Source organism: Myxococcus sp. RHSTA-1-4 (assembly GCF_020037125.1).
Classification (GTDB): Bacteria; Myxococcota; Myxococcia; order Myxococcales; family Myxococcaceae; genus Myxococcus.
The window spans coordinates 16,352-39,303 of the sequence record NZ_JAIQDG010000021.1; the positions used below are offsets into that span (position 1 = coordinate 16,352).

Annotated in this window: 24 protein-coding genes; 3 read left to right on the forward strand and 21 right to left on the reverse strand. The window is 70.2% G+C overall.

The window, feature by feature from the left end; translation table 11 throughout:
• The first annotated feature begins 8 nt into the window (after nucleotides 1-8).
• Nucleotides 9-635, forward strand: coding sequence for a MarC family protein (locus K8638_RS26430; protein ID WP_223757406.1), 627 nt, complete (start codon nucleotides 9-11; stop codon nucleotides 633-635).
• Here K8638_RS26430 and K8638_RS26435 read toward each other — a convergent pair.
• The 14 genes from K8638_RS26435 to K8638_RS26500 all read right to left on the reverse strand — a co-directional run bounded on the left by K8638_RS26435 (nucleotide 628) and on the right by K8638_RS26500 (nucleotide 14,784).
• Nucleotides 628-1,095 (reverse strand): hypothetical protein, encoded by a 468-nt coding sequence (locus tag K8638_RS26435; protein ID WP_223757407.1) that lies wholly within the window; start codon nucleotides 1,093-1,095, stop codon nucleotides 628-630. The genes K8638_RS26430 and K8638_RS26435 overlap by 8 nt on opposite strands.
• A gap of 26 nt (nucleotides 1,096-1,121) precedes the next feature.
• The gene (locus K8638_RS26440) at nucleotides 1,122-2,144 is read right to left on the reverse strand and encodes an OmpA family protein (protein WP_223757408.1); all 1,023 of its coding nucleotides are present in this window, start codon (nucleotides 2,142-2,144) and stop codon (nucleotides 1,122-1,124) included.
• A 164-nt stretch (nucleotides 2,145-2,308) separates the two neighbouring features.
• Entirely contained in the window at nucleotides 2,309-3,112 is an 804-nt protein-coding gene (locus tag K8638_RS26445; RefSeq protein ID WP_223757543.1) for a UDP-2,3-diacylglucosamine diphosphatase LpxI domain-containing protein, read from the reverse strand.
• 28 nt (nucleotides 3,113-3,140) lie between these two features.
• Nucleotides 3,141-3,917, reverse strand: a complete 777-nt coding sequence (lpxA, locus tag K8638_RS26450) for an acyl-ACP--UDP-N-acetylglucosamine O-acyltransferase (protein WP_223757409.1) — start codon at nucleotides 3,915-3,917, stop codon at nucleotides 3,141-3,143.
• A gap of 28 nt (nucleotides 3,918-3,945) precedes the next feature.
• Nucleotides 3,946-4,407 carry a 3-hydroxyacyl-ACP dehydratase FabZ gene (fabZ, locus tag K8638_RS26455; protein ID WP_223757544.1) on the reverse strand — a complete coding sequence of 154 codons (462 nt, stop codon included), beginning with the start codon at nucleotides 4,405-4,407 and terminating at the stop codon, nucleotides 3,946-3,948.
• Nucleotides 4,407-5,477, reverse strand: a complete 1,071-nt coding sequence (gene lpxD / locus K8638_RS26460; protein ID WP_223757410.1) for a UDP-3-O-(3-hydroxymyristoyl)glucosamine N-acyltransferase — start codon at nucleotides 5,475-5,477, stop codon at nucleotides 4,407-4,409. Before lpxD ends, fabZ begins: the two co-directional genes overlap by 1 nt.
• Before the next feature lie 10 nt (nucleotides 5,478-5,487).
• Nucleotides 5,488-6,045: an OmpH family outer membrane protein gene (locus K8638_RS26465; RefSeq protein ID WP_223757411.1), complete on the reverse strand. Its 558-nt coding sequence runs from the start codon at nucleotides 6,043-6,045 to the stop codon at nucleotides 5,488-5,490.
• Nucleotides 6,046-6,150: 105 nt separating this feature from the next.
• The gene (bamA, locus tag K8638_RS26470; protein ID WP_223757412.1) at nucleotides 6,151-8,631 is read right to left on the reverse strand and encodes an outer membrane protein assembly factor BamA; all 2,481 of its coding nucleotides are present in this window, start codon (nucleotides 8,629-8,631) and stop codon (nucleotides 6,151-6,153) included.
• A 76-nt stretch (nucleotides 8,632-8,707) separates the two neighbouring features.
• Nucleotides 8,708-9,382, reverse strand: a complete 675-nt coding sequence (locus K8638_RS26475; RefSeq protein WP_223757413.1) for an ABC transporter ATP-binding protein — start codon at nucleotides 9,380-9,382, stop codon at nucleotides 8,708-8,710.
• Between the two features lie 2 nt (nucleotides 9,383-9,384).
• On the reverse strand, nucleotides 9,385-11,781 hold the full coding sequence (locus K8638_RS26480) for an ABC transporter permease (protein WP_223757414.1): 2,397 nt from the start codon (nucleotides 11,779-11,781) through the stop codon (nucleotides 9,385-9,387).
• A gap of 12 nt (nucleotides 11,782-11,793) precedes the next feature.
• Complete coding sequence (gene lysS / locus K8638_RS26485; protein WP_223757415.1) at nucleotides 11,794-13,323, reverse strand: lysine--tRNA ligase; 1,530 nt, start codon at nucleotides 13,321-13,323, stop codon at nucleotides 11,794-11,796.
• Nucleotides 13,324-13,396: 73 nt separating this feature from the next.
• Nucleotides 13,397-13,780, reverse strand: a complete 384-nt coding sequence (locus K8638_RS26490; protein ID WP_223757416.1) for an anti-sigma factor — start codon at nucleotides 13,778-13,780, stop codon at nucleotides 13,397-13,399.
• Nucleotides 13,777-14,403, reverse strand: a complete 627-nt coding sequence (locus K8638_RS26495) for a sigma-70 family RNA polymerase sigma factor (protein WP_223757417.1) — start codon at nucleotides 14,401-14,403, stop codon at nucleotides 13,777-13,779. Before K8638_RS26495 ends, K8638_RS26490 begins: the two co-directional genes overlap by 4 nt.
• Nucleotides 14,404-14,547: 144 nt before the next feature.
• The gene (locus K8638_RS26500; protein WP_223757418.1) at nucleotides 14,548-14,784 is read right to left on the reverse strand and encodes a hypothetical protein; all 237 of its coding nucleotides are present in this window, start codon (nucleotides 14,782-14,784) and stop codon (nucleotides 14,548-14,550) included.
• 189 nt (nucleotides 14,785-14,973) lie between these two features.
• Here K8638_RS26500 and K8638_RS26505 point away from each other — a divergent pair, with 189 nt between their 5' ends.
• Nucleotides 14,974-15,156: a hypothetical protein gene (locus K8638_RS26505; protein ID WP_223757419.1), complete on the forward strand. Its 183-nt coding sequence runs from the start codon at nucleotides 14,974-14,976 to the stop codon at nucleotides 15,154-15,156.
• A gap of 1,097 nt (nucleotides 15,157-16,253) precedes the next feature.
• A complete protein-coding gene (locus K8638_RS26510) occupies nucleotides 16,254-17,177 on the forward strand; it encodes a universal stress protein (RefSeq protein WP_223757420.1) in 924 nt (307 codons plus the stop codon).
• A 13-nt stretch (nucleotides 17,178-17,190) separates the two neighbouring features.
• Here K8638_RS26510 and mnhG read toward each other — a convergent pair whose 3' ends face one another.
• The 7 genes from mnhG to K8638_RS26545 are packed head-to-tail and all read right to left on the reverse strand — an operon-like array spanning nucleotide 17,191 to nucleotide 22,869.
• Nucleotides 17,191-17,580: a monovalent cation/H(+) antiporter subunit G gene (gene mnhG / locus K8638_RS26515; protein ID WP_223757421.1), complete on the reverse strand. Its 390-nt coding sequence runs from the start codon at nucleotides 17,578-17,580 to the stop codon at nucleotides 17,191-17,193.
• The gene (locus K8638_RS26520) at nucleotides 17,580-17,864 is read right to left on the reverse strand and encodes a monovalent cation/H+ antiporter complex subunit F (RefSeq protein ID WP_223757422.1); all 285 of its coding nucleotides are present in this window, start codon (nucleotides 17,862-17,864) and stop codon (nucleotides 17,580-17,582) included. The genes mnhG and K8638_RS26520 overlap by 1 nt, the downstream gene beginning before the upstream one ends.
• Nucleotides 17,861-18,331, reverse strand: a complete 471-nt coding sequence (locus K8638_RS26525) for a Na+/H+ antiporter subunit E (RefSeq protein ID WP_223757423.1) — start codon at nucleotides 18,329-18,331, stop codon at nucleotides 17,861-17,863. Before K8638_RS26525 ends, K8638_RS26520 begins: the two co-directional genes overlap by 4 nt.
• Nucleotides 18,328-19,812 carry a proton-conducting transporter membrane subunit gene (locus K8638_RS26530; RefSeq protein ID WP_223757424.1) on the reverse strand — a complete coding sequence of 495 codons (1,485 nt, stop codon included), beginning with the start codon at nucleotides 19,810-19,812 and terminating at the stop codon, nucleotides 18,328-18,330. The genes K8638_RS26525 and K8638_RS26530 overlap by 4 nt, the downstream gene beginning before the upstream one ends.
• A complete protein-coding gene (locus K8638_RS26535) occupies nucleotides 19,809-20,162 on the reverse strand; it encodes a Na+/H+ antiporter subunit C (RefSeq protein WP_223757425.1) in 354 nt (117 codons plus the stop codon). Before K8638_RS26535 ends, K8638_RS26530 begins: the two co-directional genes overlap by 4 nt.
• The gene (locus K8638_RS26540) at nucleotides 20,159-20,572 is read right to left on the reverse strand and encodes a Na+/H+ antiporter subunit B (RefSeq protein WP_223757426.1); all 414 of its coding nucleotides are present in this window, start codon (nucleotides 20,570-20,572) and stop codon (nucleotides 20,159-20,161) included. Before K8638_RS26540 ends, K8638_RS26535 begins: the two co-directional genes overlap by 4 nt.
• Nucleotides 20,569-22,869, reverse strand: coding sequence for a putative monovalent cation/H+ antiporter subunit A (locus tag K8638_RS26545; protein WP_223757427.1), 2,301 nt, complete (start codon nucleotides 22,867-22,869; stop codon nucleotides 20,569-20,571). The genes K8638_RS26540 and K8638_RS26545 overlap by 4 nt, the downstream gene beginning before the upstream one ends.
• Nucleotides 22,870-22,952 lie beyond the last annotated feature (83 nt).

Consider the following 22,952-nt stretch of genomic DNA (forward strand, 5'->3'; position numbering starts at 1 on the left):
GGCCTGTCATGACGGCGTACCTGACGCACTTCCTCGTCTCGCTTTCGGCGGTCTTCTTCGTCGTGGACCCCATCGGCGTGGTGCCGCTGTTCCTGGCGATGACGGCCGGGGACTCGCAGGAGAAGATGCGCCGCACGGCGATGCGCGCCTGCCTGGTGGCGTGCGGGATGATGCTGTTCTTCGCCCTCTTCGGCGGCGTCATCTTCAAGGTGTTCGGCGTGTCCCTGGGCGCCTTCCGCGTGGCCGGCGGCATCCTCCTGCTCATCACCGCGCTGGACATGCTCCGCGCCCGCCCGTCCGAGACGCGCACCACCCCCACCGAGGAGCAGGAGGGCGTGGTGAAGGAGGACGTGGCCATCGTCCCGCTGGCCATTCCGCTGCTGTCCGGCCCCGGCGCCATCGCCACCGCCATGGTGCTGATGGCCAAGGGCAAGACGCTGACCTTCGCCATCCCCGTGCTGGCCGCCATCGTCCTCACGTTCCTGGCCAGCTACTTCATCCTCCGCGCCTCGGGGATGATTCAGCGCGTGCTGCGCCAGTCCGGCGTCGCGATTGTGGAGCGAGTCATGGGACTCATCCTCGCCGCCATCGCCGTGCAGTTCATCGCGGACGGCGGCAAGGAACTGCTCAGATAGGCTCCGGGCTCACCACCCAGGAGTAGCCCTGGCGCTTCACAATCCCCTGCGGCTTGCCCTCCATGGAGAGCTCCTGCGGCCCCGCGCGGTGCGCGTCATACGCGTAGCCGTCCTGGACCTCCTGCAGGTACACCACCACCGCGTCGAGCACGTTCTCCTGCACCACCTTGAACGTGGCATCCCCACACAGCGGCGCGTCGTCCGCGAAGAAGCGCTCCAGCATGGCCTGCTCCGGCCGGCGCACGTAGACGACCACCGGCGCGGGCTCCTCGCGGCCGTCCGAGGCCAGCTCCTTCACCAGGCGCGCCGGCTCCGGCTCCTGCAACACCGAGCGCACCAACTGGCACTTCTCCACCTCCTCCACCCGTTGCTCCGCCACGCGCGGCTGATGCGCGCAGCCCGCGCCTCCCAGCACACCCAGCCCGAGGGACATCCAGGCCATCCGGTGGAATCGGCTCATGCTTCGCCTCCCCAGGTCGAGCACCGTCACAGCTTCCGCCACCGCGGGGGGAACGGCGCGTGCTGGAGCACCGGGTCCTCCACGGCGATGATGTACTCGGCGCGGCGGTTGCCCGCCTCCGCCGTCTCGTCCGGAGTCGCCACCGCGAGCGACTCCTCGCCAAAGCCCTCGTAGAAGACGGGCACCTTGAGTCCCTTCTTCCGGAAGTACGCCGCCAGGCTGCGCGCCCGCTTCAGCGACAGCTCACGGTTGTCCGGCGTCTTGCCCACGGTGTCCGTGTGGCCCAGCACGTACAGCCGCAGCGCCGCGAAGCGCCCGTACTTCGCCAGCGCCTCCGCGATGAGCGCATGGCTCTTGTCCAGCTTGCCCCGCTCCCCCGCCGGCACGTCCGCGCTACCCGAGGCGAAGTTCACCTCCTCGTGTGGGATGTCCACCTGCCAGGGGAACAAGTCCACCCCGGTGTAGAAGTCCGCGGTATCAAAGGCGCGGACCGAAATCTTCAGCACCCGCCCCTCGGCCGCCGGCCACTTCAGCTCCAGCGGCGTGCCCGCGGGCTCACCCTTGAAGGGCACCTCGCCCTCGAAGGCCTTCTTCCCGGTGTCCATCAACACCGTCAGCTCCGCCCGCCCCGCCGGCCGGTTCAGCGTGAAGCGCAGCCGCCGCCCCGCGACGTCCACGTCCTCCGGGCGCACCTCCAGCTTCAGCGCGCCGTACAGCTCCGTGTCGAAGGACAGCGGCATGCTGCCGGACTCGGCGTCCGGGAAGCGCACCACCAGCTCGCCCTCGTAATGGAAGCGGCCCTCCGGCTGCTCCAGTTCGATTCGGCGGGTGAGGCCCGGCTTGCCGCCGCCCTTCACCTCCACCGCCTTGCCGTCGCTGCGCTTCAGCTTCACCTCGAAGCCGGCGATGGGCTCCTCGATGTGGACGAGCAGCGCCGGCAGCGCCTCTCCCAGCGCCGCCCGGCCCTCCAATGACACCCGGATGGCGTCCGCCAGCGCGGGCAGTGGCAGGCTCAACACGGCACAGAGCAACAGCAGGCGGGCAGTCATGGTGTGGCGTCGGCCTCCGGCGTTGAATTCGTCCAGGGCAGGCTAGGACGAGGCTCCCGCCAGGGAAACAGTCGCGACGGGGGACGTTGGAGCCGCGACGGTATTCACCCACTCCCGGGCGCAGCTTTGAAGCAGCCAGGGAGGCGAGCCCACCCCCGCCAGCTTCAGGGCACGCCGACGATGGTGATGCCGGCCGACTCGGCCCCGGCGAAGAGCGCGGGCGCGTCCAGCAGCACCGTGCGCCCCACCTCGAGCGCCAGCACCTTCGCGCCCACCTCGCCCATCACGTCCAGCGTGCGGGGGCCCACCGCCGGCAGGTCGAAGCGCAGGTCCTGCTGCGGCTTGCAGCGCTTCACCACCACGGCGCCCTTGCCGCCCAGCTTCCCACCGCGGCGGATGGTCTCATCCGTGCCCTCCACCGCCTCCAGCGCCAGCACGTGGCCGTTGTGCACCACCACCGTCTGGCCCACGTCCGCCTGGCCCAGCAGCACCGCCACCTCGCGGCCCAGCGCCACGTCCTTCTCCTGCGCCGGGTGGAGCTTCGGCCCCGCCAGGTGCCCCTCGGGACACAGCACCTCGCCGAGGAAGTCCGTGGGGGCGATGATGGTGACGCCGCGCGCCTCGAAGTCCGCGGCCACCGCGCGCAGGAGCGAGTCGTCCCGGAAGCTGCGCAGCTTGGAGATGATGCGCACCGCGCCCAAATCAGGCCGGGCCTCCGCCAGCGCCCGCACCCGGCCGATGCCGCCCGCCATGGCCGCCTGCTTCACCCCGGCCTCGCGGAAGGCCTTCTGGATGCGGTCCACCTGCCCCACCCGCACCCAGGTGAGCAGGGCCACCTCGGAGGCCAGCGCCGGGTCCGTCTCCCCCCGGTGCGCCACCGCCACCACCTCCAGCCCCCGCGCACGCGCCGCGCGCGCGAAGAGGAAGGGCAGCCGGCCGTTGCCCGCGATGAGGCCGATGCGCTCCACCGGCGACGCTCCTTCCATGACCCGGCGCCTAGCGCGTCAGCCCGCGCTTGCTCTGCATGATGAAGTCGATGAGGTGGTCGACCTCGGGGTTGCCGCCCAGCTCCGTGCGCAGCCGCGCCAGCGCGTCCTGCAGGCCCAGCTTGGAGCGGAACAGGATGCGGTGGGCCTCCTTGATGCGCTCCATCTGCTCCTTGGAGTAGCCGCTGCGCTCCAGGCCCACCGTGTTCAGCCCCACCAGCTCCGCGCGGTCCCCCTGCGCCGTGGCGTAGGGAGGGATGTCCATGGTCACCATGGAGCCGCCGGAGATGAAGGCGTGCTTGCCCAGCCGGGTGAACTGATGCACCGCCGCCAGGCCGCTGATGATGACGTGGTCCTCCATCGTCACGTGCCCCGCCAGCGCGGAGCCGTTGCCGATGCGGCAGCCGTTGCCCACGATGCAGTCGTGCGCCACGTGGCTGTTGGCCATGAAGAGGTTGCCACTGCCGATGCGCGTCGCGCCGCCGCCGCCCGCGGTGCCCTTGTGCAGGGAGACGAACTCGCGGACCAGGTTGTCGTCGCCGAGGACGAGCTCCGTGTCCTCGCCGGCGTACTTGAGGTCCTGCGGGTCCGCGCCCACGGACGCGAACTGGAAGATGTGGTTGCGCGCGCCCAGCGTCGTGCGCCCTTCGATGACGACGTGGGGCCCCACCCGCGAGCCCGCGCCAATCGTCACCTGCGGGCCAATGACCGAATAGGGGCCGACCTCGACCGTCTCGTGCAAGCGGGCGCCGGGATGGACCACCGCGGTGGGATGAACCTGAGCCATGTTTTTCCTCTACACTCGGAGAACGCGGTCAGGGAGCCGCGGTCTCTTCCACCTTGGCGTTCTTGTCCACGACGGTCGCCAGGAACTCACCCTCGGCGACCCTCACTCCATCGACCGACGCCGTGCCCTTCGTCTTCCACACGGAACCCTTGTGACGCACCACCTCGATGGCGAGGTGCAGGCGGTCGCCGGGCAGCACGGGCTTGCGGAAACGCGCCCCGTCCACGCCCATCAGGTAGGTGAGCTTCCGGTTCGGGTCCATGCCCTCGCTCTTGTAGGCGAGGATGGCCATGGCCTGCGCCAGCGCCTCCAGGATGAGCACTCCCGGCATCACCGGCTGGCCGGGGAAGTGGCCGTTGAAGAAGGGCTCGTTGACGGTGACGTTCTTGTAGGCCGTCAGCTTCTGCCCCGGAACGATTTCCACCACCCGGTCCACCAGGAGGAACGGGTAGCGGTGCGGCAGCAGATTCTGGATCTCTCCGATGTCCATCACTCACCCCTCTCCTTCTCGAGCGTCTCCACCCTGCGCCGCAGGGCGCGCACTTCCTTGAGCAGGTCGGCCATCTGCCCTGCCGCGGCACTGGCCCGCAGCCACTCCTTGTGAGGCACGGCCGGGCTTCCACTCACCACCTGCCCGTCCTCCACGTCATGCGCCACGCCGGACTGGGCGCCCACCTTGGCCAGGTCCCCCACGCGGATGTGGCCCACCACGCCCACCTGTCCGGCCAGCACCACGCCGGTGCCAATCTCCGCCGAGCCGGACACGCCGGCCTGGGCGCAGATGAGCGACAGCGGGCCCACCTTCACGTTGTGGGCAATCTGCACCAGGTTGTCGAGCTTCGTGCCGCGGCCCACCACCGTCTCGCCCACCGTCGCGCGGTCGATGCAGGTGCAGGCCCCCACCTCGACGTCGTCCTCGATGCGGACGATGCCCACCTGGGGAATCTTGTAGTGCTCCGGCCCCGCCTCGCCCTCCGGGTTGAAGGCGAAGCCGAAGCCGTCCGCCCCCACCACGCTCGAGGCATGGAGGATGACGCGCGCGCCGAGGATGCAGCGCTCCCGCACCGTGACGTTGGGGTACAGGATGCAGTCGTCGCCCACCTGGGCGTCTTCGCCCACGTAGGCGCCGGGGTACAGCACCGTGCGTGCGCCCACCCGGGCGCCCCGGTCCACCGAGGCGCCGGGCAGCAGCGTGGCCTCCGGGTGGACGGTGGCCTCCGGGTGCACCCAGGCCCCGGGCCTCACGCCCGCGGCGGGACGGGAGGCCGGGTGGAACAGGCTCAGCAGCTTCGCGTAGGCCAGGTGCGGGTTGGGCACGCGCACCAGCGCCACCCCGTCGCGAGGCGGCGCATCCGTGCCCGCGCCCACGAGGACGGCGGAGGCGCGGGTCGCCTCGAACTGCCGGCGGTAGCGCGGGTTTCCGTAGAACGACACGTCCCCGGGGCCCGCTTCCTCGAGCCCGTTGAGTCCGTGGATGAGCTGGCCGGGGTCGCCGAGGAGCTCGCCACCCACGTGGGCTGCGAGCTCCCCGAGCCGGCGGGGGGAAGAGGGGGTCTGCACGGGGAGTAGGCTACTTCTTGGTCGGCGCGTCCTTCGGCGCCGCCGGCTTCTTCGCGGCGTTGTACGCGCGAATGACCTCGTTGGAGATGTCGTACTGCGAGCGGGCGAAGACGATGCCCGAGTCACGCTTCTCCAGCACGAAGGCGAGGTCGTCCCGCTCCGCGATGCTGGCGATGACCTGGTCGATCTTCCCGATGATGGGCTCCATCTCCTGCCGCTCCTTGTTGGCGGCCTCGGCCCGGCTCTTCTCCCACTTCTGCGCGAGCTGCATCACCTTGCGCTGGAGCTCGCCTTCCTTCTGGGCCTTGGTGTCCGGGCTCATCGCGCTGGCCTGCTTGTCCAGCGTCTCCTTCTCCTTGCGCAGCGCGTCCTGCTCCTTGTCGATTTCCTTCTGGCGGTCGTCGAGCCACTTCTGGAGGCGGGCCTTGGCGGCCTTGCCGTCATCCACCTCCAGCAGGACTCGCTGAAGGTCCACGTAGGCGACCTTCATATCCGCGGCGGAAGCGGCCACCGGCAGGGCGAGCGAAAGGACTGCGGCCACGGCCGCGATGGTGGTGCGAAGCGACATGTTCAACAGCTCCTCGGGAAGGTTACAGGCTCCGACGTCAGGCTCCCCGGCTTGTTCAAAATCCCCCCGCCGGGGGCGGAACCGGGACGGCGGTGCAAGGGCTTATCAGAAGAAGTTGCCGATGGTGAACTCGAACAGGATGCGGTCGTCTTCCGGACGCCTGGTGAGCGGGATGCCCCACTCGAAGCGCAGGGGGCCGATGGGAGAGAACCAGCGGAAGCCGAAGCCCGCGGCGTGGAAGAGGCCGAGCGGCAGGTCGTCCTGCTTGTCCTGGAAGAAGCGCTCGGTGGTCGCGTAGGCGTTGCCCGCGTCGTAGAAGAGCACGCCGCGCAGGCCGGCCTTCTCGAAGATGGGGAACTCCAGCTCGAAGTTGAAGACGAGCTGCTTGTTGCCGCCCACCAGGAAGTCCGTGACGGTGGCGTCCGGGTTGCCGGAGCGGGGCACCTTCACCGACGGGCTGATGCTGCGCAGGTAGTACCCGCGGACGCTGTTGATGCCGCCCACGTAGTAGAGCTCGGAGATGGGCAGCGGCTTGTCCTGGTCCAGCTGCTGGATGTAGCCGATGGTGGCGTTCGTCTTGAAGACGAAGCCCAGCGGCATGGGGAAGTACAGGCGCGAGTAGGCCGTATACCGGTTGAAGAGGAAGGTGCCGCCCAGGAAGCCGGGGGCCGTCTCCAGCGAGCCGTAGTGGATGAAGCCGCGCGACGGGAAGAGGCGGTTGTCGCGGCGGTCGAACTGCAGCGACAGGCGGGCGGCGCTGGTGACGCCCGACAGGAACTGGTTGGCCAGGAGCACCGCGCCCAGGTTCTGCCCCGCCTCCACGTCCACCCACTCGCGCGAGTAGCCGACGGTGCCCAGCAGGTCGTCGATGAACTGGTAGCCGATGGAGACGCTGCCACCGGTGGAGTTGCGGATGAAGCCCTCGTAGTCCGCCTGCACCCGGAAGAACTCCGCGGACAGCAGGTACTTCGTGTCCAGGAAGTACGGGTCATAGAACGAGAGCTGCACCAGCGAGCGCAGGCCCGAAATCTGGGCGGACGCGGAGACGCTCTGCCCCCAGCCCAGGAAGTTGTTCTGGGAGATCTGCGCCGTGAAGATGAAGTTCTCCACGTTGGAGAAGCCCAGGCCCACCTGGAAGGTACCGGTGGCCTTCTCCTTCACCTCCACCTGGAGGACGATGGTGTCGTCCTGGCTGCCGGGGCGCTGGGTGATTTCCACCGTCTCGAAGAAGCCCAGGGCGGTGACGCGCTCGCGGCTGCGGCGCACGCCGGTGCCGCTGTACAGCTCGCCCTCGTACACGCGCAGCTCGCGGCGGATGACCTTGTCACGCGTCTTGCTGTTGCCGGTGACGTCGATGCGCTCGATGGTGACCTGGGGGCCCTTCTGCACGTCGAAGGTCAGGTCCACCGTCTTGTTGTCCGCGTTGACCGTGGTGATGGGGTTGATGTTGGCGTAGGCGTAGCCGCGGTCGTAGTAGACGTCCGAGACGGAGAGGATGTCCTGCGACAGCTGGGTGCGGTTGAAGCGCGCGCCCGAGCGCGACTTCATCAGCGACTGCATCGTCTCCTTGGACACGTCCGACAGGATGTCACCGGAGAAGTCGATCTTCCCGATGTCGTAGGCCTCGCCCTCGACGACGCGGAGGGTGATGTAGATGAAGCGCTTGTCCGCGGAGAGCTGGACGGTGGGCTTGTCCACGCGGACGTTGATGAAGCCCCGGTCGTAGTAGGCGAACTGGATGACCTGCAGGTCGCGCTCGAAGGCCTCCGAGCGGTAGGTGCCCTCGCCGGTGAAGAAGGAGAAGAAGCCACCCTCGCGGGTGATCATCGTCGCCTTCAGCTCGTCGGGGGAGACCTTCTCCGCGCCGATGAAGGTGATCTGCTTCACCATCACCTTCGCGCGCTCGTTGATGACGAAGATGACGTCCACGCTGCCGCCCTCCTGCGAGGGCTTCAGCTCGTGGGTGACCTCGGCCAGGAAGTAGCCCTTCTCCACGTACTTCGCCTGGATCTTCCGCACGCTGGAGCGCACGAGCTCCATGTCCAGGATGGTGGCGGGCTTGACGTCGATTTCCTCCTTCAGGTCGTCCTGGCTCAGCTCCTCGTTGCCGCGGAGCTGGACGACGCGGACGACGGGCCGCTCCTCCACGCGAACGACGTAGGCCACGCCGCGGGGCAGCCGCTGCACCAGCAGCTCCACGTTCTGGAAGTACCCCAGGGCCCACACCGCCCGGAGGTCCTGCGAGGTGCGGCCCGGGACGAGCGACTCGCCCACCTTGGTGCGCAGGGCGCGGCGGATGGCCTCGGCCTCCACGCGGCGGTTGCCCTCCACGCGGATTTCCACCACCCGGTCCTCGTCGTCACCCTCGGAGACGGGAGCGTCGCCGGGACGCTCGGCCTCGGGGGCCGGGGCGGTGCCCGCGTCGGCGTCGCCGGCCGGGGTGGAGGGAGAGGTCACCGCCGGAACGGGCGCGGGAGCGGACACACCTCCGTCCACCTGGGCCCGGACGGGACCGGGCACGAGGGAGAACAGGGCGACCGCCAGCAGCGGGAGCAGTGACTTGCGCGACAGAACGGGGAGCCTCAAGGGGAGACCGGCCAGGAAAAGGCGGGGCAATGTACGGGAAGGGGCGCGAGTCCCTCAATCCAAAAGAATCGGGTCATCACGCCTCCGACACCCCACCCCCGGCCAACCTCAGCCGGCGGGGCATCGAGCGGGCAAGCGTCTCGTTGTGGGTGACCACCACGGCGGTGATGCCCAGCTCGCGGTTGACCTCCCTCAGGAGCTGGTGGATGCCCTCGCCGGTGGCCGGGTCCAGGTTGCCGGTCGGCTCGTCGGCGAGCAGGACGGCGGGCTTGAGCACCAGGGCGCGGGCCAGGGCCACGCGCTGGGCCTCGCCTCCGGACAGCTCGCCGGGGCGGTGGTCCACGCGCTGGCCCAGCCCCACCCGCTCCAGCAGCTCGCGCGCGTAGGCATAGGCCCCGGCGCGCTCCCGCCGCTGGATGAGGGCGGGCATGGCCACGTTCTCCAGCGCGGTGAACTCCGGCAGCAGGTAGTGGCTCTGGAAGACGAAGCCGATGGTGCGGTTGCGGAACTCGGCGATCTCCGCGTCATTCATGGAGAAGACGGAGCGGCCCTCGAAGAGGACCTCGCCGGCGGCCGGGGCATCGAGCGTGCCCAGCACGTGGAGGAAGGTGCTCTTCCCGGCGCCGGAGGCACCGACCAGGGAGACGAGCTCTCCCCGCTCGATGTCCAGCGACACGCCACGCAGCACGTCGATGCGCTTGCCGTGCAGGAAGTAGCTCTTGAAGACGTTGCGGATGGACAACAGCGCCATGGCTACTCCGCCTTGAGGCCTTCCACCGGCTCCACGCTGCTGGCCTTGAGGGCCGGGTAGATGGAGGCGAGGTAGGTGACGAGCACCGCGATGACGACGGCGAGCGCGGTCTGCACGAACTCGACGCGCACCGGCAGCGCGGGGATGTAATAGACCTCCGGGTCCAGCTTGATGCCCACCTTCTCGATGAAATAGCACCAGGACAGGCCCGAGAAGAGGCCGAGGAGGCCGCCCGCGACGCCAATCTGCAGGCCCTCCGCGAGGAATATCTTCACGATGCCGCCGTCCGGGACGCCGAGCGCCTTGAGGACGGAGATCTCCTTGCGCTTCTCCAGCACCAGCATGATGACGGTGGCGACGATGAGGCCGGCGGCCACGACGATGATGATGGACAGGATGATGCCCATCACCAGCTTCTCCAGGCGCAGCGCGGAGAAGAGGTTCTTGTTCATCTCCCCCCAGTCGCGCGCCCGGTAGGGGTAGCCGCCCAGCACCTTCACCACCTGCCCGGCGATGCGGCGCGCGTCGTCGATGTCCGCGACCTTCAGCTCGATGCCGGTGGCGCCCTCCACCTCGAAGAAGTTCTGCGCCTCCTTGAGGAGGATGTAGACGAACTTGGAGTCGTACTCGTACATCCCCGAGTAGAAGACGGCGGCCACCCGGAAGGCGCGGCTCTTCGGAATCGGTCCGGTCGGGCCCAGCTCCGTGCCCAGCGGGGACACCACGTTCACCCGGTCCCCCACCACCACGCGCAGCGACGCCGCCAGCTCCCGGCCAATGACGATGCCCGGCAGCACCGGCGGCTTCGCCGGCTTCCCGGAGCGGCGGATGATGTCGTCCTCCTCCACGCCCTCCTGCCCGCTGCCTCCCGCGGGGGCCTCGGGCTCGTCGCCGGGCAGGCCCCGGTCGAGGATCTTCTCCGGCGTGTGGAGGATCTCCAGCGTGTTGCCGCCGAGGATGTACGAGGGCAGGTCCGTCACGGTGCCCACCGTGGCCGGGTCGATGCCCTTGATGATGACGCCGTCGACGTTGCCCTCGGAGGCAATCATCACCTGGTTGATGATGAAGGGCGTCTGGCCCACCACGCCGGGCACCCGGCGGATGGACTCCATGACCTTGGGGTACTCGGGCAGCTCGCCCGCGTACTTGGACACCACCGCGTGCGCGTTGGTGCCGAGAATCTTCTTCTGGAGGTCCGCCTCGAAGCCGCTCATCACCGACAGGACGATGATGAGCGCCATGACGCCCACGCCCACGCCGCCCACGGACAGGGCGGTCATCATCATGGTGGGCGACTGCTCGCGCAGCTTCAGCCGGTTGAGGTCCGAGGCCGCGGCCAGCGGGTCCTTCAGGCCCAGCGCGCGGATGCGGGTGCGCTCCACGGCCGCCTCGGCGGAGCGGATGACGAAGTAGATGAGCAGCGGCGGGATGATGCCGAACATCAGCACCGCCAGCGTGCCCAGCAGCAGCGACGGGCGGAACACCATCACGTGCCGCCGCGCGACGAACAGCTCGAAGCCCAGCTTCAGGTCCACCCGGCCGCTGCCGGCGGCGATGAAGCCGGTGTTGATGCCCAGCACCAGCGCCAGCACCAGCGCGGTGAAGACGAGCCAGTACGCCAGCTCGGGGCGGCCCAGCAGGCCCGCCACGTACGTCACCTCGCGCAGCCGGTAGCCCAGCGCGAGCTGCAGCGACGGCACCCGCTCCATCAGCGTGAGGACGATGGGGACGGGCAGGCCCAGGTAGAGGACACCGATGGTGGCCTCGGGCAGCGACAGCCGCTGCGCGCGCGACGCTCCGATGAAGCCGGAGACGAAGGCCACCGTCCCCGCCGCGAGGAGGGAGAGGGCGAAGGCCAGGGTGGGCGGCAGCGACAGGCCGCCTCCCGCGTTCCCCGAGGCGGGCGCGCCCAGCTCCGTGGAGGGCACGCCGCTGGACAGCACCGTCTGCAGGAGGACGAGGGCCAGCTCCGCCAGGAGGATGCCGCCGCCGTACGCCGCCAGCGTGCTCCAGTAGAAGTCCCGGTAGCGCGCCAGGCGCGGGTACAGCGAGGCGCCGGCGGCCGGGCTGGGCCCCTCCGCCGGCGCGGGCGCGCGGCGGAGGCCGGAGGCGATGAGCCCCCAGCCCGCCAGCCAGACGAGCATCCCGCCGAGCAGGTAGCCCGTGTGGAGCTGCTCGGCGCCCCCGACCGGGACGGCGGGCGTCAGGAGCGCGCCGTTGAGGACCTGGAGCACCCCGCCCCACCCGACGAGGGTCAGCCCCAGGGCGGAGCCCACCTCCGCCCAGGCGTCCGAGTGGGTGATGGCCATCCCGAGCAGGATGAAGCCCACCAGGGACACCAGGGCCCCGGTCCAGATGAAGGTCCAGCGATGGACGGTCTGCCGTTCGGCGGAGTGCACGAGGCCTCCTGGCTACTTCGCCAGTGGCTTGAGGAGGGGGAACAGGATGACGTCGCGGATGCTCTGTGAATCCGTGAACAGCATGGCGAGCCGATCAATCCCGATGCCCTCGCCCGCCGTCGGCGGCATGCCGTGCTCCAGTGCGCGGATGTAGTCCTCGTCGTAGTCCATCGTCTCCTGCTGGCCGCGCTGCTTCGCCTCGAGCTGGGCGAGGAAGCGGCCCTTCTGGTCCAGCGGGTCGTTGAGCTCCGAGAAGGCGTTGGCGATTTCCCGCCCCGCCACGTACAGCTCGAACCGGTCGGTGACTTCCGGGTTCGCGTCATTGCGGCGCGCGAGCGGGGAGACGGCCGTGGGGAAATGGGTGATGAAGGTGGGATGGATGAGGGTGTGCTCGACGTGGTGCTCGAAGAGCGCGCCCACCAGCTCGCCGTGGTTCATGGTGTCCACGGCCCGCCGCTCGGCCTCCGAGTGGGTGGTCTTCAGGAGCGTGTGGCGGAGCTTGTCCGCGTCCGCCATGTCCTTGTCGGACAGCTCGCCGCCCACCGCCTCGCGGATGGCCTCCGTCATGGAGATGCGCTTCCAGCCCTTGCCGAAGTCCAGCACGTGCTCGCCGTACTTCACCTTCGTGTCGCCGGTGACGGCCCGGGCCGCGCCGGAGATCATCTCCTCGGTGAGGTCCATCAGGTCCTCGTACGTGGCGTACGCCTGATAGAACTCCAGCATGGTGAACTCGGGGTTGTGGCGGGTGCTGATGCCCTCGTTGCGGAAGTTGCGGTTGACCTCGTAGACGCGCTCCAGGCCGCCCACCACCAGGCGCTTGAGATACAGCTCCGGGGCGATGCGCATGTACAGGTCGATGTCGAGCGCGTTGTGGTGCGTGGTGAAGGGCCGCGCCGCCGCGCCCGAGACGAGCGGGTGCATCATCGGCGTCTCCACCTCGACGAAGTCCCTCGTGTCGAGGAAGTCGCGGATGAAGCGGATGAGCTTGTTGCGCTTGAGGAACGTGGCCTTCACGTCCGGGTTGGAGACCAGGTCCAGGTAGCGCTGGCGGTAGCGGATCTCCACGTCCGTCAGGCCGTGCCACTTCTCCGGCAGGGGCCGCAGGGACTTGGTCAGCGGGGTGAACTTGGTGGCGGACAGGGTCAGCTCGCCCGTCTTGGAGCGGAACACCGGGCCGGTGGCGGCGAGGAAGTCACCCAAATCACACAGCTTGAAGACCTCGTAGCTGTCGCCCAGGGCGTCCTTCTTCATGTGGACCTGGACTTCGCCCGACCGGTCCCTCAGCTTGATGAAGGCGGCCTTGCCGAACGAGCGCATGGCGACGATTCGGCCGGCCACGTCGTAGACCGTGGGCGAGGCGTCCAGCTCCTCGGTGGACTGGCTGCCGTGCTTCGCGTGGATCTCCGCCGCCTGGTGCCGCGGCCGGTAGCCATTGCCGTACGGGTTGAAGCCGGCCTCACGCCATTTCGCGGCCTTCTCCAGCCGCTGGTCGTAGATTTCCTGCTCCTTCGAACCCGTGTCGTTGTTCTGTTCTTCAGCCATGGCGCGCCCTTCCAAAGGCGCGGCACCGTAGCCAAGCCTCCCCCGGGACGCAACGCAACACAGCGGGGGACGTTCAGGGGGCGGCCATGAAGAGGAAGGCGGCCACCGCCACCCCCAGGAGCAGGGGGATGAGGATTTCCACCGGCACGCGGTAGTGCATGTGGGTGGTGTGCAGGCCGCGCAGGCCGAAGCGGCGCTGGCGGCGCACGCGGTTCATCACCTGCGACGCCAGCGCGGGCGGGGCCTTCTCCCGCTCCACGCCCTTGAGGCGCTGCACGGTGCGCGCGTAGCCCTCCCACCCCTTGCGGCAGTCGGCGCAGCCGTCCAGGTGGGTGCGCACCGCCTGCGCCTTGGGGGCGGGCAGCTCGTCGTCGGCGAGCGCGAGGAACAGGGCCCTCGCCTCGCGGTGGTTCATCCGCGGTTCCACGTCCAGGAGTCTGCGATGAATGCTGCTCATGACTCAAGCCGCCCCAGGAGGTCCGCCAGCTTTTCGCGTGCCCGGTGGAGCCGGCTCTTCACCGTCCCCTCGGGCAGCTCGGTGATGTCGATGATTTCCTCATAACTGAGGCCCTCGATGTCGCGCAGGGCCACCAGCATGCGCGCGTCCGGGTCCAACTGTGAGATGGCCCACTGTACGCGGGCGCGCTCACGGGCGGACTCCAGCGCCGCGTCCGGGCCGGGCACCGTGCCCCCGCCTTCCGTGAAGAGGGCGGTGGCCTCGTCGTACTCCTCGGAGCGCCCCCGGCCCCGGCGCTTGAGGTACTTCAGCCGGTTGATGCAGTGATTCTTGGTGATTCGGAACAGCCAGGTGGACAGCTTCGCGTCCTCGCGGAAGCGGCGCACGTTCTGGTGGACGCTGACGAAGATTTCCTGCACCAGGTCGTGGGCTTCCTCCCGGTCCCCCACCATGCGCACGCAGAAGTCGTAGAGCCGGTCCTGGTGCGTGCGCACCAGCAGCTCGAAGGCGTCCGGGTCACCCCGGCGCAGCCGGCCCAGCAGCGCCGCGTCGCCCCGTGACTCGGGCGTCTCCGCGACGGCAGGCCCTTCCTGTCCGATTTCGAGCACGCCGCCCGACGACACCGGTGTCCTCCCGCGACAGCCCCTCCATGAGGGAGGTGCCACCGCCCCTTCAGCCTACCCCGTCCCCTGCCCCGCCGCCCCTCGGACAGCGGGGCCGGGAAAAAGGTTCCCGGTGGCGGGGGCACCCGTGGGCCGGGCCTCCCGCTACCCGCTGCTGGCAAGGGGTTGCCAGCGGGGGACCACCTCGCGTGTCACCTCGCCTGTGGCTGGGAGCTGGAACACCTCTCGGTGGAACGTGATGTCGTCGCCGTCTGCCCGCCGGTAGCGCACGAGGAAGAGCGTGTACGTGCCCGCCGGCAGGTGCGGAAACGTCCTGAAACCGTCCTGGGAGTCCGACGCATGATGGAGCCTCGTGGCGCGCTCGAAGTCCTCGGGGTCCACCGGTGGGGCCCCAGCGCCCCCGGCACGAGCACCCACGCGCCCCCCCCCATTCGTGGGGAATCCGCACCTTCAGTGTCACCCCTTCGCGCCGCTCCTCGAAGTCCACGGAGACCGTCCCCTGGGCGGGGACCTGCCCCCACGGTGGCCTCCGCCTTCTCGCGTCTCATGTCGCCGTGGCCGGAAGAAGCCATGTCCACGACCGAGCCCCGCCTGTCCTGCTCCACCCGCCTGCAACGCCCTCTGCTGGCGGCCAGCGCCGCCGCCAGTCTCACCGCCTGCTCAGGCGCGGAGGTGCGCCCCGGCCCCGCCCGCTGCCCTCCCGATGCACTGCGGCCCATGCCCTTCGTGACGGTGGTGGGCCGGTTCCCTTGAGCGTGCCTCGTTGGCAAAGCTGACACCCGCGGCGAAGCGGGAACCATCACGGAGCCTGCGCCGACGCGCTCCAAGCCGAGGACGGCGGCGAATGAAGCGACGCGAAGTCACGGGAGTGGTCGCAGCCCTGCTCCTGGCCGTGCCGCTCGTCATGCTGGTGCTCGGCGTCATGCACCCGGAGCGCTGGGCACCCGGGCCATCGGACACACGCGTCAGCCCGGTACTGGAGTTCGAAGCAAGGATGCGCCTGCAGTCCTACCGCCGCTGTTGTCACACGAGGGGCCTGGAAGACATGCGCGCCAGGACGGCCTACTGCACGGACAGCGAGCGCATGACAGACCGCGAATGCCCGGAGGGACAGCAGTGCCGCAACCTGGCCTCGCGAGGTGGGGTGCCGATGGTACGCGTCTGCATCCCCCTGGGAGAGCGACTGGCCGGAGAGCGGAGCTATCACGTTCCGACCGCCAAGGACGACGCCTGCGGGCCGAACCTGCTCTGCGTGGGTGAGGGGTGGTGCGCACGGACATGCCGGCTGGATGCCCCCAGAGCTGCCCGAGGGATTCACATGCGAGGATGTGACACCTGAACCCGCATGCCTGCCCACCTGTGAGGCGCGAGGCTGCCCTCAAGGTCAGCGCTGTGTGCGCGACGAGGATGGCGTTTCAATCTGCGCCGTGACGTACGGCCCCGACTGCCAGTCCGGCCCTTCCTGCCCCGAGTGCGGGGTCGACATCCTTCCCTCCCACCCTGGCGGTGCCTGGAGTCTGTGGCGAGGGCTTCTTCTGCATGCGAGGACTGCGAGGCAAGCCCCCGACCTGCGAGCCCCTCTGGATGAAGCCGGGGTGGAAGCGCTCGCCCTGACGAAGCCCCGGTCCCCCTGCCTCCCCTCACCCGAGGGGGGGAACCCGAGCCGGGAGCGCCTCGTCCGCCCGTGCCCCCACCAGCCCGGGGCCCCCGGGCTCCCTCCAAGTTCCCCGGTGGGCCTCGGCGCGCTCCCACCGGAGCCGTCCGGGTTCCATCGTGCGGCGTTGAACCCCCTCGCCTTCGTGCGGATGGTTGGCGAGAAGGGCTTCGCTCCGGAGTCTCCGCCTCCGCGCATGCGCCTTCGAGGAGTGACGATGAACCCGCGAGAGCCTCACCAGGCGCCGCATCCATCCGTGAATCCCACCGCGGGCGCGGGACTGCGCGGCGTGCTCGTGGTGGAGCCCGGCAAACCCAGGCGCCGCGTGCTGGAGCGCGCCGCCCTCCTCCCCCTGGCGCCGGAGGCCCGGGTCGCCGTGCTGAGGCGTGGGCACCGCGCCCGGGACGCGCGCGGCGGCGCGAGCTCCACCGAGGCGCTGGACTCCCTGCTGGAAACGCGCGCCCGCGCCGTGGGAGGCCAGCTCTCCTTCCTCGAAGGCGAACCGGACGAAGACGCCCTGGCCACGATGGAGCGGTACGGGCCGGAGCTGGTGGTGATTGCGCGCGAGCCCCGCACCCTGCGCTCCCGGCTGTTCGGCTCGTTCCCGGAGAAGCTCGCCCGCCACGGTGGGGTGCCCATCCTGGTGGCGGAGCTCGCGGCGAGGCAGCGCTACCAGCGCGTCCTCGTGGGCACCGACTTCTCGGAGGCGTCACGGGCCGCGCTGGAGCTGGCGCTCCGGCTGACGGTGCCGGGCGGCGGGAGGCTGGACGTGCTCCATGCCTATGACACGGGCTACGCGCTGACGCTGCACATGACGAACGCGTCCGCGGAGCAGCTCCTGCGCTACTACCAGCAGCAACATGCCGAGGCGGAGCGGGCGATGCTCGCCTTCCTGGCGCCCTACCGGGGCGCCGCGGTGCCCCTGGGGTACGTGCTGACGCGCGAGGCCCCACGGCTGGCCCTCCACCGGACGGCGTGCAGGCAGGACGTGGAGCTGCTGGTGGTGGGAAAGCACCGCGACACGGGAATGGGGCATGCGCTGCTGGGCTCCGTCGCCGAGTCCTGCATGCGCCGCTCCCGCTATGACGTCCTCGTCGTTCCCGGTGCCACGGTGCAGTGACGCCCTTGCCGCCTCAGCGCTCCTCCGCCGGAGGCTCGCCCTTCGCGCTGGGCGTGCCGCCTGGAACCGTGGTCCCCCGTCCAAAGCGGTCCTTCAGCTCGTCCGGGTGCGTCTGGGGCGCGAGGGGAATGCCCACCAGGTAGCCGGCGCGCGCCAGCATGTGGGCCGCGACGGGGGCGGTGAGGAAGAGGAAGGCAATCACCAGCGCGGCCTTGGCCGCCACCTGCGCCTCCGCGAAGAACAGCGCGGTGCCCAGGAGGATGCAGCCCGCGCCGGCCGTCCCCGTCTTCGTGGCGGCCTGCATCCGCGTGAAGAGGTCCGGCATGCGCACGATTCCCAGCGCGGCGATGGCCATGAAGGCCGCGCCCGCGACCATCCAGCAGACGGCGAACCCGCGCAGCATCACCGGGGCTCCTTCTTCACCAGGTATCTGGCCACGCCCACCGTCCCCAGGAAGGAGATGAGCGCCAGCCCCATGGCCACGCGCAAGAGGTGCCGCTCTCCGGTGAGCGCGGTGTAGACGGCAATCATCCCCACCGTGACGCCGGCGATGAGGTCCAGGGCCACCACCCGGTCCGGCGCGCTGGGGCCGCGGACCAGCCGCCAGAAGCCGAGGAGCATGGCGAGCGACAGCAGCGTCAGCGTTGCCAGCAGGACGCCCCGCAGGGCGGGCGACAGGTCGTTCATCGCAGCAACTCCAGGATGCGCCGCTCGAAGCCGCGCTTGATGTCACGGCGGACGGTCTCCGGGTCGGACACGTACATCGTGTGGACATAGAGCGTCTTCCGGTCGCTCGACACGTCCAGGGCCAGTGAGCCCGGCGTGAGGGTGACGACGATGGCGAGCATGGCAATCTCCGCGTCCGTCTCCACGTCGAGCGGGATGCCGATGACCGCGGGCTTCATGTACGGCGTGGGGGTGAGCACGTCGTAGGTGATGCGCGCGGTGGCGACGGCCAGCTCCTTCAGGAAGAACCCCGCGAAGCGGAAGCCCTGGCCCACCCGGTGGAAGTACCGGGTCCGGTGGGCCGCGCCGGGCGAAATCCAGAGCACGAAGTAGCCGACCACGAAGCCGATGAGCAGGTTGGTCCCGGACAGCTCCGTCATCGCCATCCACGTGCCCGCCAGGACGAGGTTCCACACCAGCATCGTCATGGGCGGGCTCCCATCACGGCGGCGACGTAGGCCTGGTGCGAGAGCAGCTCCTCCGCCAGCCGCGTGCCCACCGCCAGGGCCTCGTCGGCGAACAGGCCCAGCAGGCACGTGAGCAGGGCCAGCGTGGCGGAAGGGACGACCAGCGACAGCGGCAGCCGCCCGGAGGGCGCGGGCTGCTCCGGGGGCTCCTTCCAGAAGGCCTCGGACCAGACCTTGGTCATGGAGAACAGCGTGAGCAGGCTCACCGTCACGGCGGTGCCCACGAGGACGTACCGCTCCTGCTCCAGCCCCGCGCGCACGAGGGTCAGCTTCGCGAAGAACCCGGACAGCGGCGGCATCCCCGCCAGCGCGAAGGCGGGCACCAGGAAGAGGACGGACAGCAGCGGCCGCGAGCGGTACAGCCCGCCCAGCGCCTTCAGGTCGTACGTACCCGAGACTCGCGCCGCCATGCCTGAGACCAGGAACAGGTTGGTCTTCGCCAGGATGTTGTGCACCACGTAGAGGACCGCGCCCGCCAGCCCCCCCGCCGACAGCAGCGCGAGGCCCATCAGCATGTAGCCAATCTGGCTGATGATGTGGAAGGCGAGCAGGCGCCGGAACTCCATCTGCGCCGCGGCGCCCAGCACGCCCGTGAGCATGGTCAGCCCGGCCACCCACGCCAGCAGCCCATGCGTGAAGCCCACGTCCTGCACGAAGAGCAGCGTGAAGGCGCGCAGCAGCGCGTAGACGCCCACCTTCGTGAGCAGCCCCGAGAAGAGCGCGGACACCGCGATGGGCGGCGTGTGGTAGGCCGGGGGCAGCCAGGAGAACACCGGGAAGGCCGCGGCCTTGATGCCGAAGGCGCCGAGCAGCAGCATGCCCGGAGCGAGCAGCAGCCCCGGGCGCGGAGCCTCGCGCAGCTTCACGGCGAGGTCGGCCATGTTCAGCGTGCCGGCCAGGCCGTACAGCAGCCCCACCGCGGACAGGAACATCAGCGAGGCCAGCAGGTTGAGGGTGACGTACTTCACGGAGCCCTCGAGCTGCGCCCGCTCCCCCCCGAGCGACAGCAGCACGAAGGAGGCGATGAGCATCACCTCGAACCAGACGTAGAGGTTGAACAGGTCTCCCGCCAGGAACGCCCCGCACACGCCCATCAGCAGCACGTGCAGCAGCGGGTAGTAGCCGTGGGCCCTCCGCTCGGCGTCAATCGTCTCCACCGAGTAGACGAGGATGACCAGGCCGATGAGCGAGGAGACGGCGAGCATGACGGCCGCCAGCAGGTCCGCCACGAGGGTGATTCCGAAGGGGGCGGGCCAGGTGCCGAGCTGGGTGGCCCGGGTGCCGCCGCGCAGCACCTGCCCCAGCAGCGCCAGGGTGGAGGCGAGGAGCGCGGCGCCCCCCACCAGCGAGAGGCCCAGGTGGGCCCGAGGCCCGCGCACCACCAGGCCGAGCGCCGCGGTGGCCAGCGGAATCACGATGGGCGCGACGAGGAGCAGGCTCATTCCTCGGTGCTCCTCATCGCGTCGAGGTCCGGGGAGCCCACCGCCTGGTGCGCGCGGTAGAGCAGCACCACCGTGAACACCAGCAGGCCGAAGCTGATGACGATGGCCGTGAGCACCAGCGCCTGCGCGAGCGGGTCCGCCACGCCGGGAGCGGGGACGGTGGCCTCCTCCGGGACGAGCGGAGCCCGGCCCCGCGTCAGCCCGACGCCGGTGAAGACGAGCAGGTTCGAGGCATGGGCGAGCAGCGCCAGCCCGATGACGAGCTTGACGACGCTGCGCCGGAGCATCATGTAGAGCCCGGCCGCATACAGCGCACCAATGACCAGGGCGAGCAGGGTCTCCAGAGTCACTCCTCCGCCAGCGAAGCCACGAAGGTGAGGGTCACCCCCATCACCACCAGGTAGACACCCAGGTCGAACAGCAGCGGCGTGCCCAGCTCCACCTCCCCGAGCACGCCGGCCCCGAACTTCAGCCACACGCTGGTGAGGAAGGGCTCGCCGCTCACCACGGACACCAGCCCGCTCGCGAGTGCCAGGAGCAGCCCGACGCCCATCAGCACGGGCAGCGGCACCCGCAGCGCGCGCCGCGCGGCCGCCGTGTCGGTGGCCATGCCGTACAGCACGAAGGCGGAGGCCGCCACCATGCCCCCCGTGAAGCCGCCCCCGGGGGCGTGGTGCCCGCTCAGCAGGAGGAAGACGGAGAAGAACAGCAGCAGCGGCTGGAGCGCCCTGACGACCGAGTTGAAGATGAGCGAGGTCATCTCGCCGTTCCCTTCTGGCGCCCGGCCTTGAGCAGCGCGGACACGCCGAGCGCGGCGATGGCCAGGACGGTGATTTCCCCCAGCGTGTCGAGCGCCCGGAAGTCCACCAGGATGACGTTCACCACGTTGCGCCCGTGGCCCCCGGGCACGCTGTTCTGGAGGAAGTAGCCCGAGATGGGCGGAAACTCGGGGTTCTGCACCGTCACCAGGAGCAGGGTCGCCATCACCGCCCCGAAGGCCAGGGAGACGCCGACGTCCCTCAGCCGCGCGGGTCTGCTGGACAGCTCCTCGTACGCGGGGAGGTGGAAGAGCGCCAGGAGGAACACCACCACGGTGAGCGCCTCCACGATGGACTGGGTGAGCGCCAGGTCCGGCGCGCCGAAGAAGAGGAAGACGAGGGCGACCCCGAAGCCCACCACCCCCATGGCGGACACCGAGGCCAGCCGCGAGCGGGTGCGCGCGGCCGTCACCGCGGCGAGCACCATCAAGACGCCGACGGCCGCCTCGTACGGCTCCAGGTCGCCCCCCCGGAGCTCCGGCCAGACGCGCGCCCGGGTGAGCAGGGCATACGCCGTGAGCCCCCCCACCGCGACGACCGACATGCGCAGGTAGCGGCGCAGGTAGCCGCTCTGGAGCAGGCGCGTCTGGAAGCGGGCGAACCGGAGCATTCCCGCCAGCGCCAGCTCGTAGCCCCGCCCTGGCCCCCACCGCTCCAGCCGGAGGCGGGAGATGCGCCCGCGCAGCCCGTCTCGCGCGAAGTACACCGCCGCGCCGCCCGCCAGGCTGGCCACGCTCAGCCCCAGCGCGGCGTTGAGGCCATGCCACGGCTTCAGCGGTGGAGGCGGCGGGGCGGCGGGGGCCATCACCGCGGAGGCCCGGGCCAGCAGGCCGTCCACCGCCGAGGGAAACAGGCCGAGCACGAGGCCGAGCACGGAGAGCACGAGGGGGCCCAGCCACATGCCCGGGGGGCCCTCGTGCGGCGCGTGGGGCAGCTCGCGGGTGGCGCCGAAGAAGGGCCGCACCGCGAGCATCGCCGCGACGGCCACCAGGGGAATGAACGCGAGCAGGGTGGCCCCCGTGGCGAGCCCCGGCGCGCGTGGCGCCGCGAGGGCCCCTTCATAGACGAGCTCCTTCCCGATGAAGCCAAGGGCCGGCACCAGGCCCGCCATGGAGGCGGCGGCGAGGAGGACCGCCGCCGTGGTGAGCGGCATGGCGCGGCGCAGCCCTCCGAGCAGCACGAGGTCGCGCGTGCCCGTGGCGTGGTCGATGGCACCGGCGGCGAGGAAGAGCGCGCCCTTGTAGAGCGCGTGCGCCAGCAGGAAGACGACCATCGCGTGCAGCGCCAGCGCCGTCCCCAGGCCGATGAGGAAGGTCAGCGTGCCGAGGACACAGACGGTGGCATGGGCGAGGATGAGCTTGAGGTCGCGCTGGCCCAGCGCCAGGAAGGCCCCCACCACCATGGTGGCGCCCCCCACCCACGTCACCGCGGACTCCCACAGGGGCGTTGCGCCCAGCGCCGGGGTGAGGCGCGCCAGCAGGAAGACGCCCGCCTTCACCATCGTGGCCGAGTGCAGGTACGCGCTCACCGGCGTGGGCGCGGCCATGGCGCCGGGGAGCCAGAAGTGGAACGGGAACTGCGCGGACTTGGTGAACGCCCCCACCAGGACGAGCAGCAGCATCCACGGGTAGAGGGGGTGCGTCTGGAGGGCGTGGCCCGGGAGCTGGGAGAGCTCGAGGGTGCCCACCGCCGAGCCCATCATCACCACCCCGACGAGCAGGGCCTGCCCCCCGCCCACCGTGACCAGCAGGCCCTGGAGCGCCGCGGCCCGCGAGGTGTCGCGGGTGTGGTCGAAGCCAATCAGCAGGTAGGAGGTGAGGCTGGTCAGCTCCCAGAAGATGAAGAGCGCGAGCAGGTTGTCCGACAGGACCAGCCCGAGCATGGAGGACATGAAGCCGAAGAAGAAGAGGTAGAACCGGCCCAGGTGCGGGTGGCCCTCGAGGTAGCGGTTGGCGTACAGCGCCACCAGCGCGCCGATGCCGGTGATGAGGAGGGCCATCAGCAGCGCCAGGCCGTCCGCCCGCAGCGACAGGTGGAGCATCAACCGTGGGGCCCAGGCGTACCGCTCGGTGGCCACGTGGCCGTCGACGAGGGGGGCGACCCGGATCACGAAGGAGGCGAAGAGCGCGGCCGGGACGAGCGTCAGCAGGGCGCCCGTCCACCTGCCGGCGAACCGGTGGAGCGCGGGCGCCACGGCCGCGGCGCCGAAGCCCACCAGGAGCGCCGTCAACATCGACATGGATCGGCTCCCATAGAGCCCTCAGCTCTATGGAAGCCCGGGGCCGCTCGCGACCTCAATCGCGAGCCGCCCCACCCCGGGCG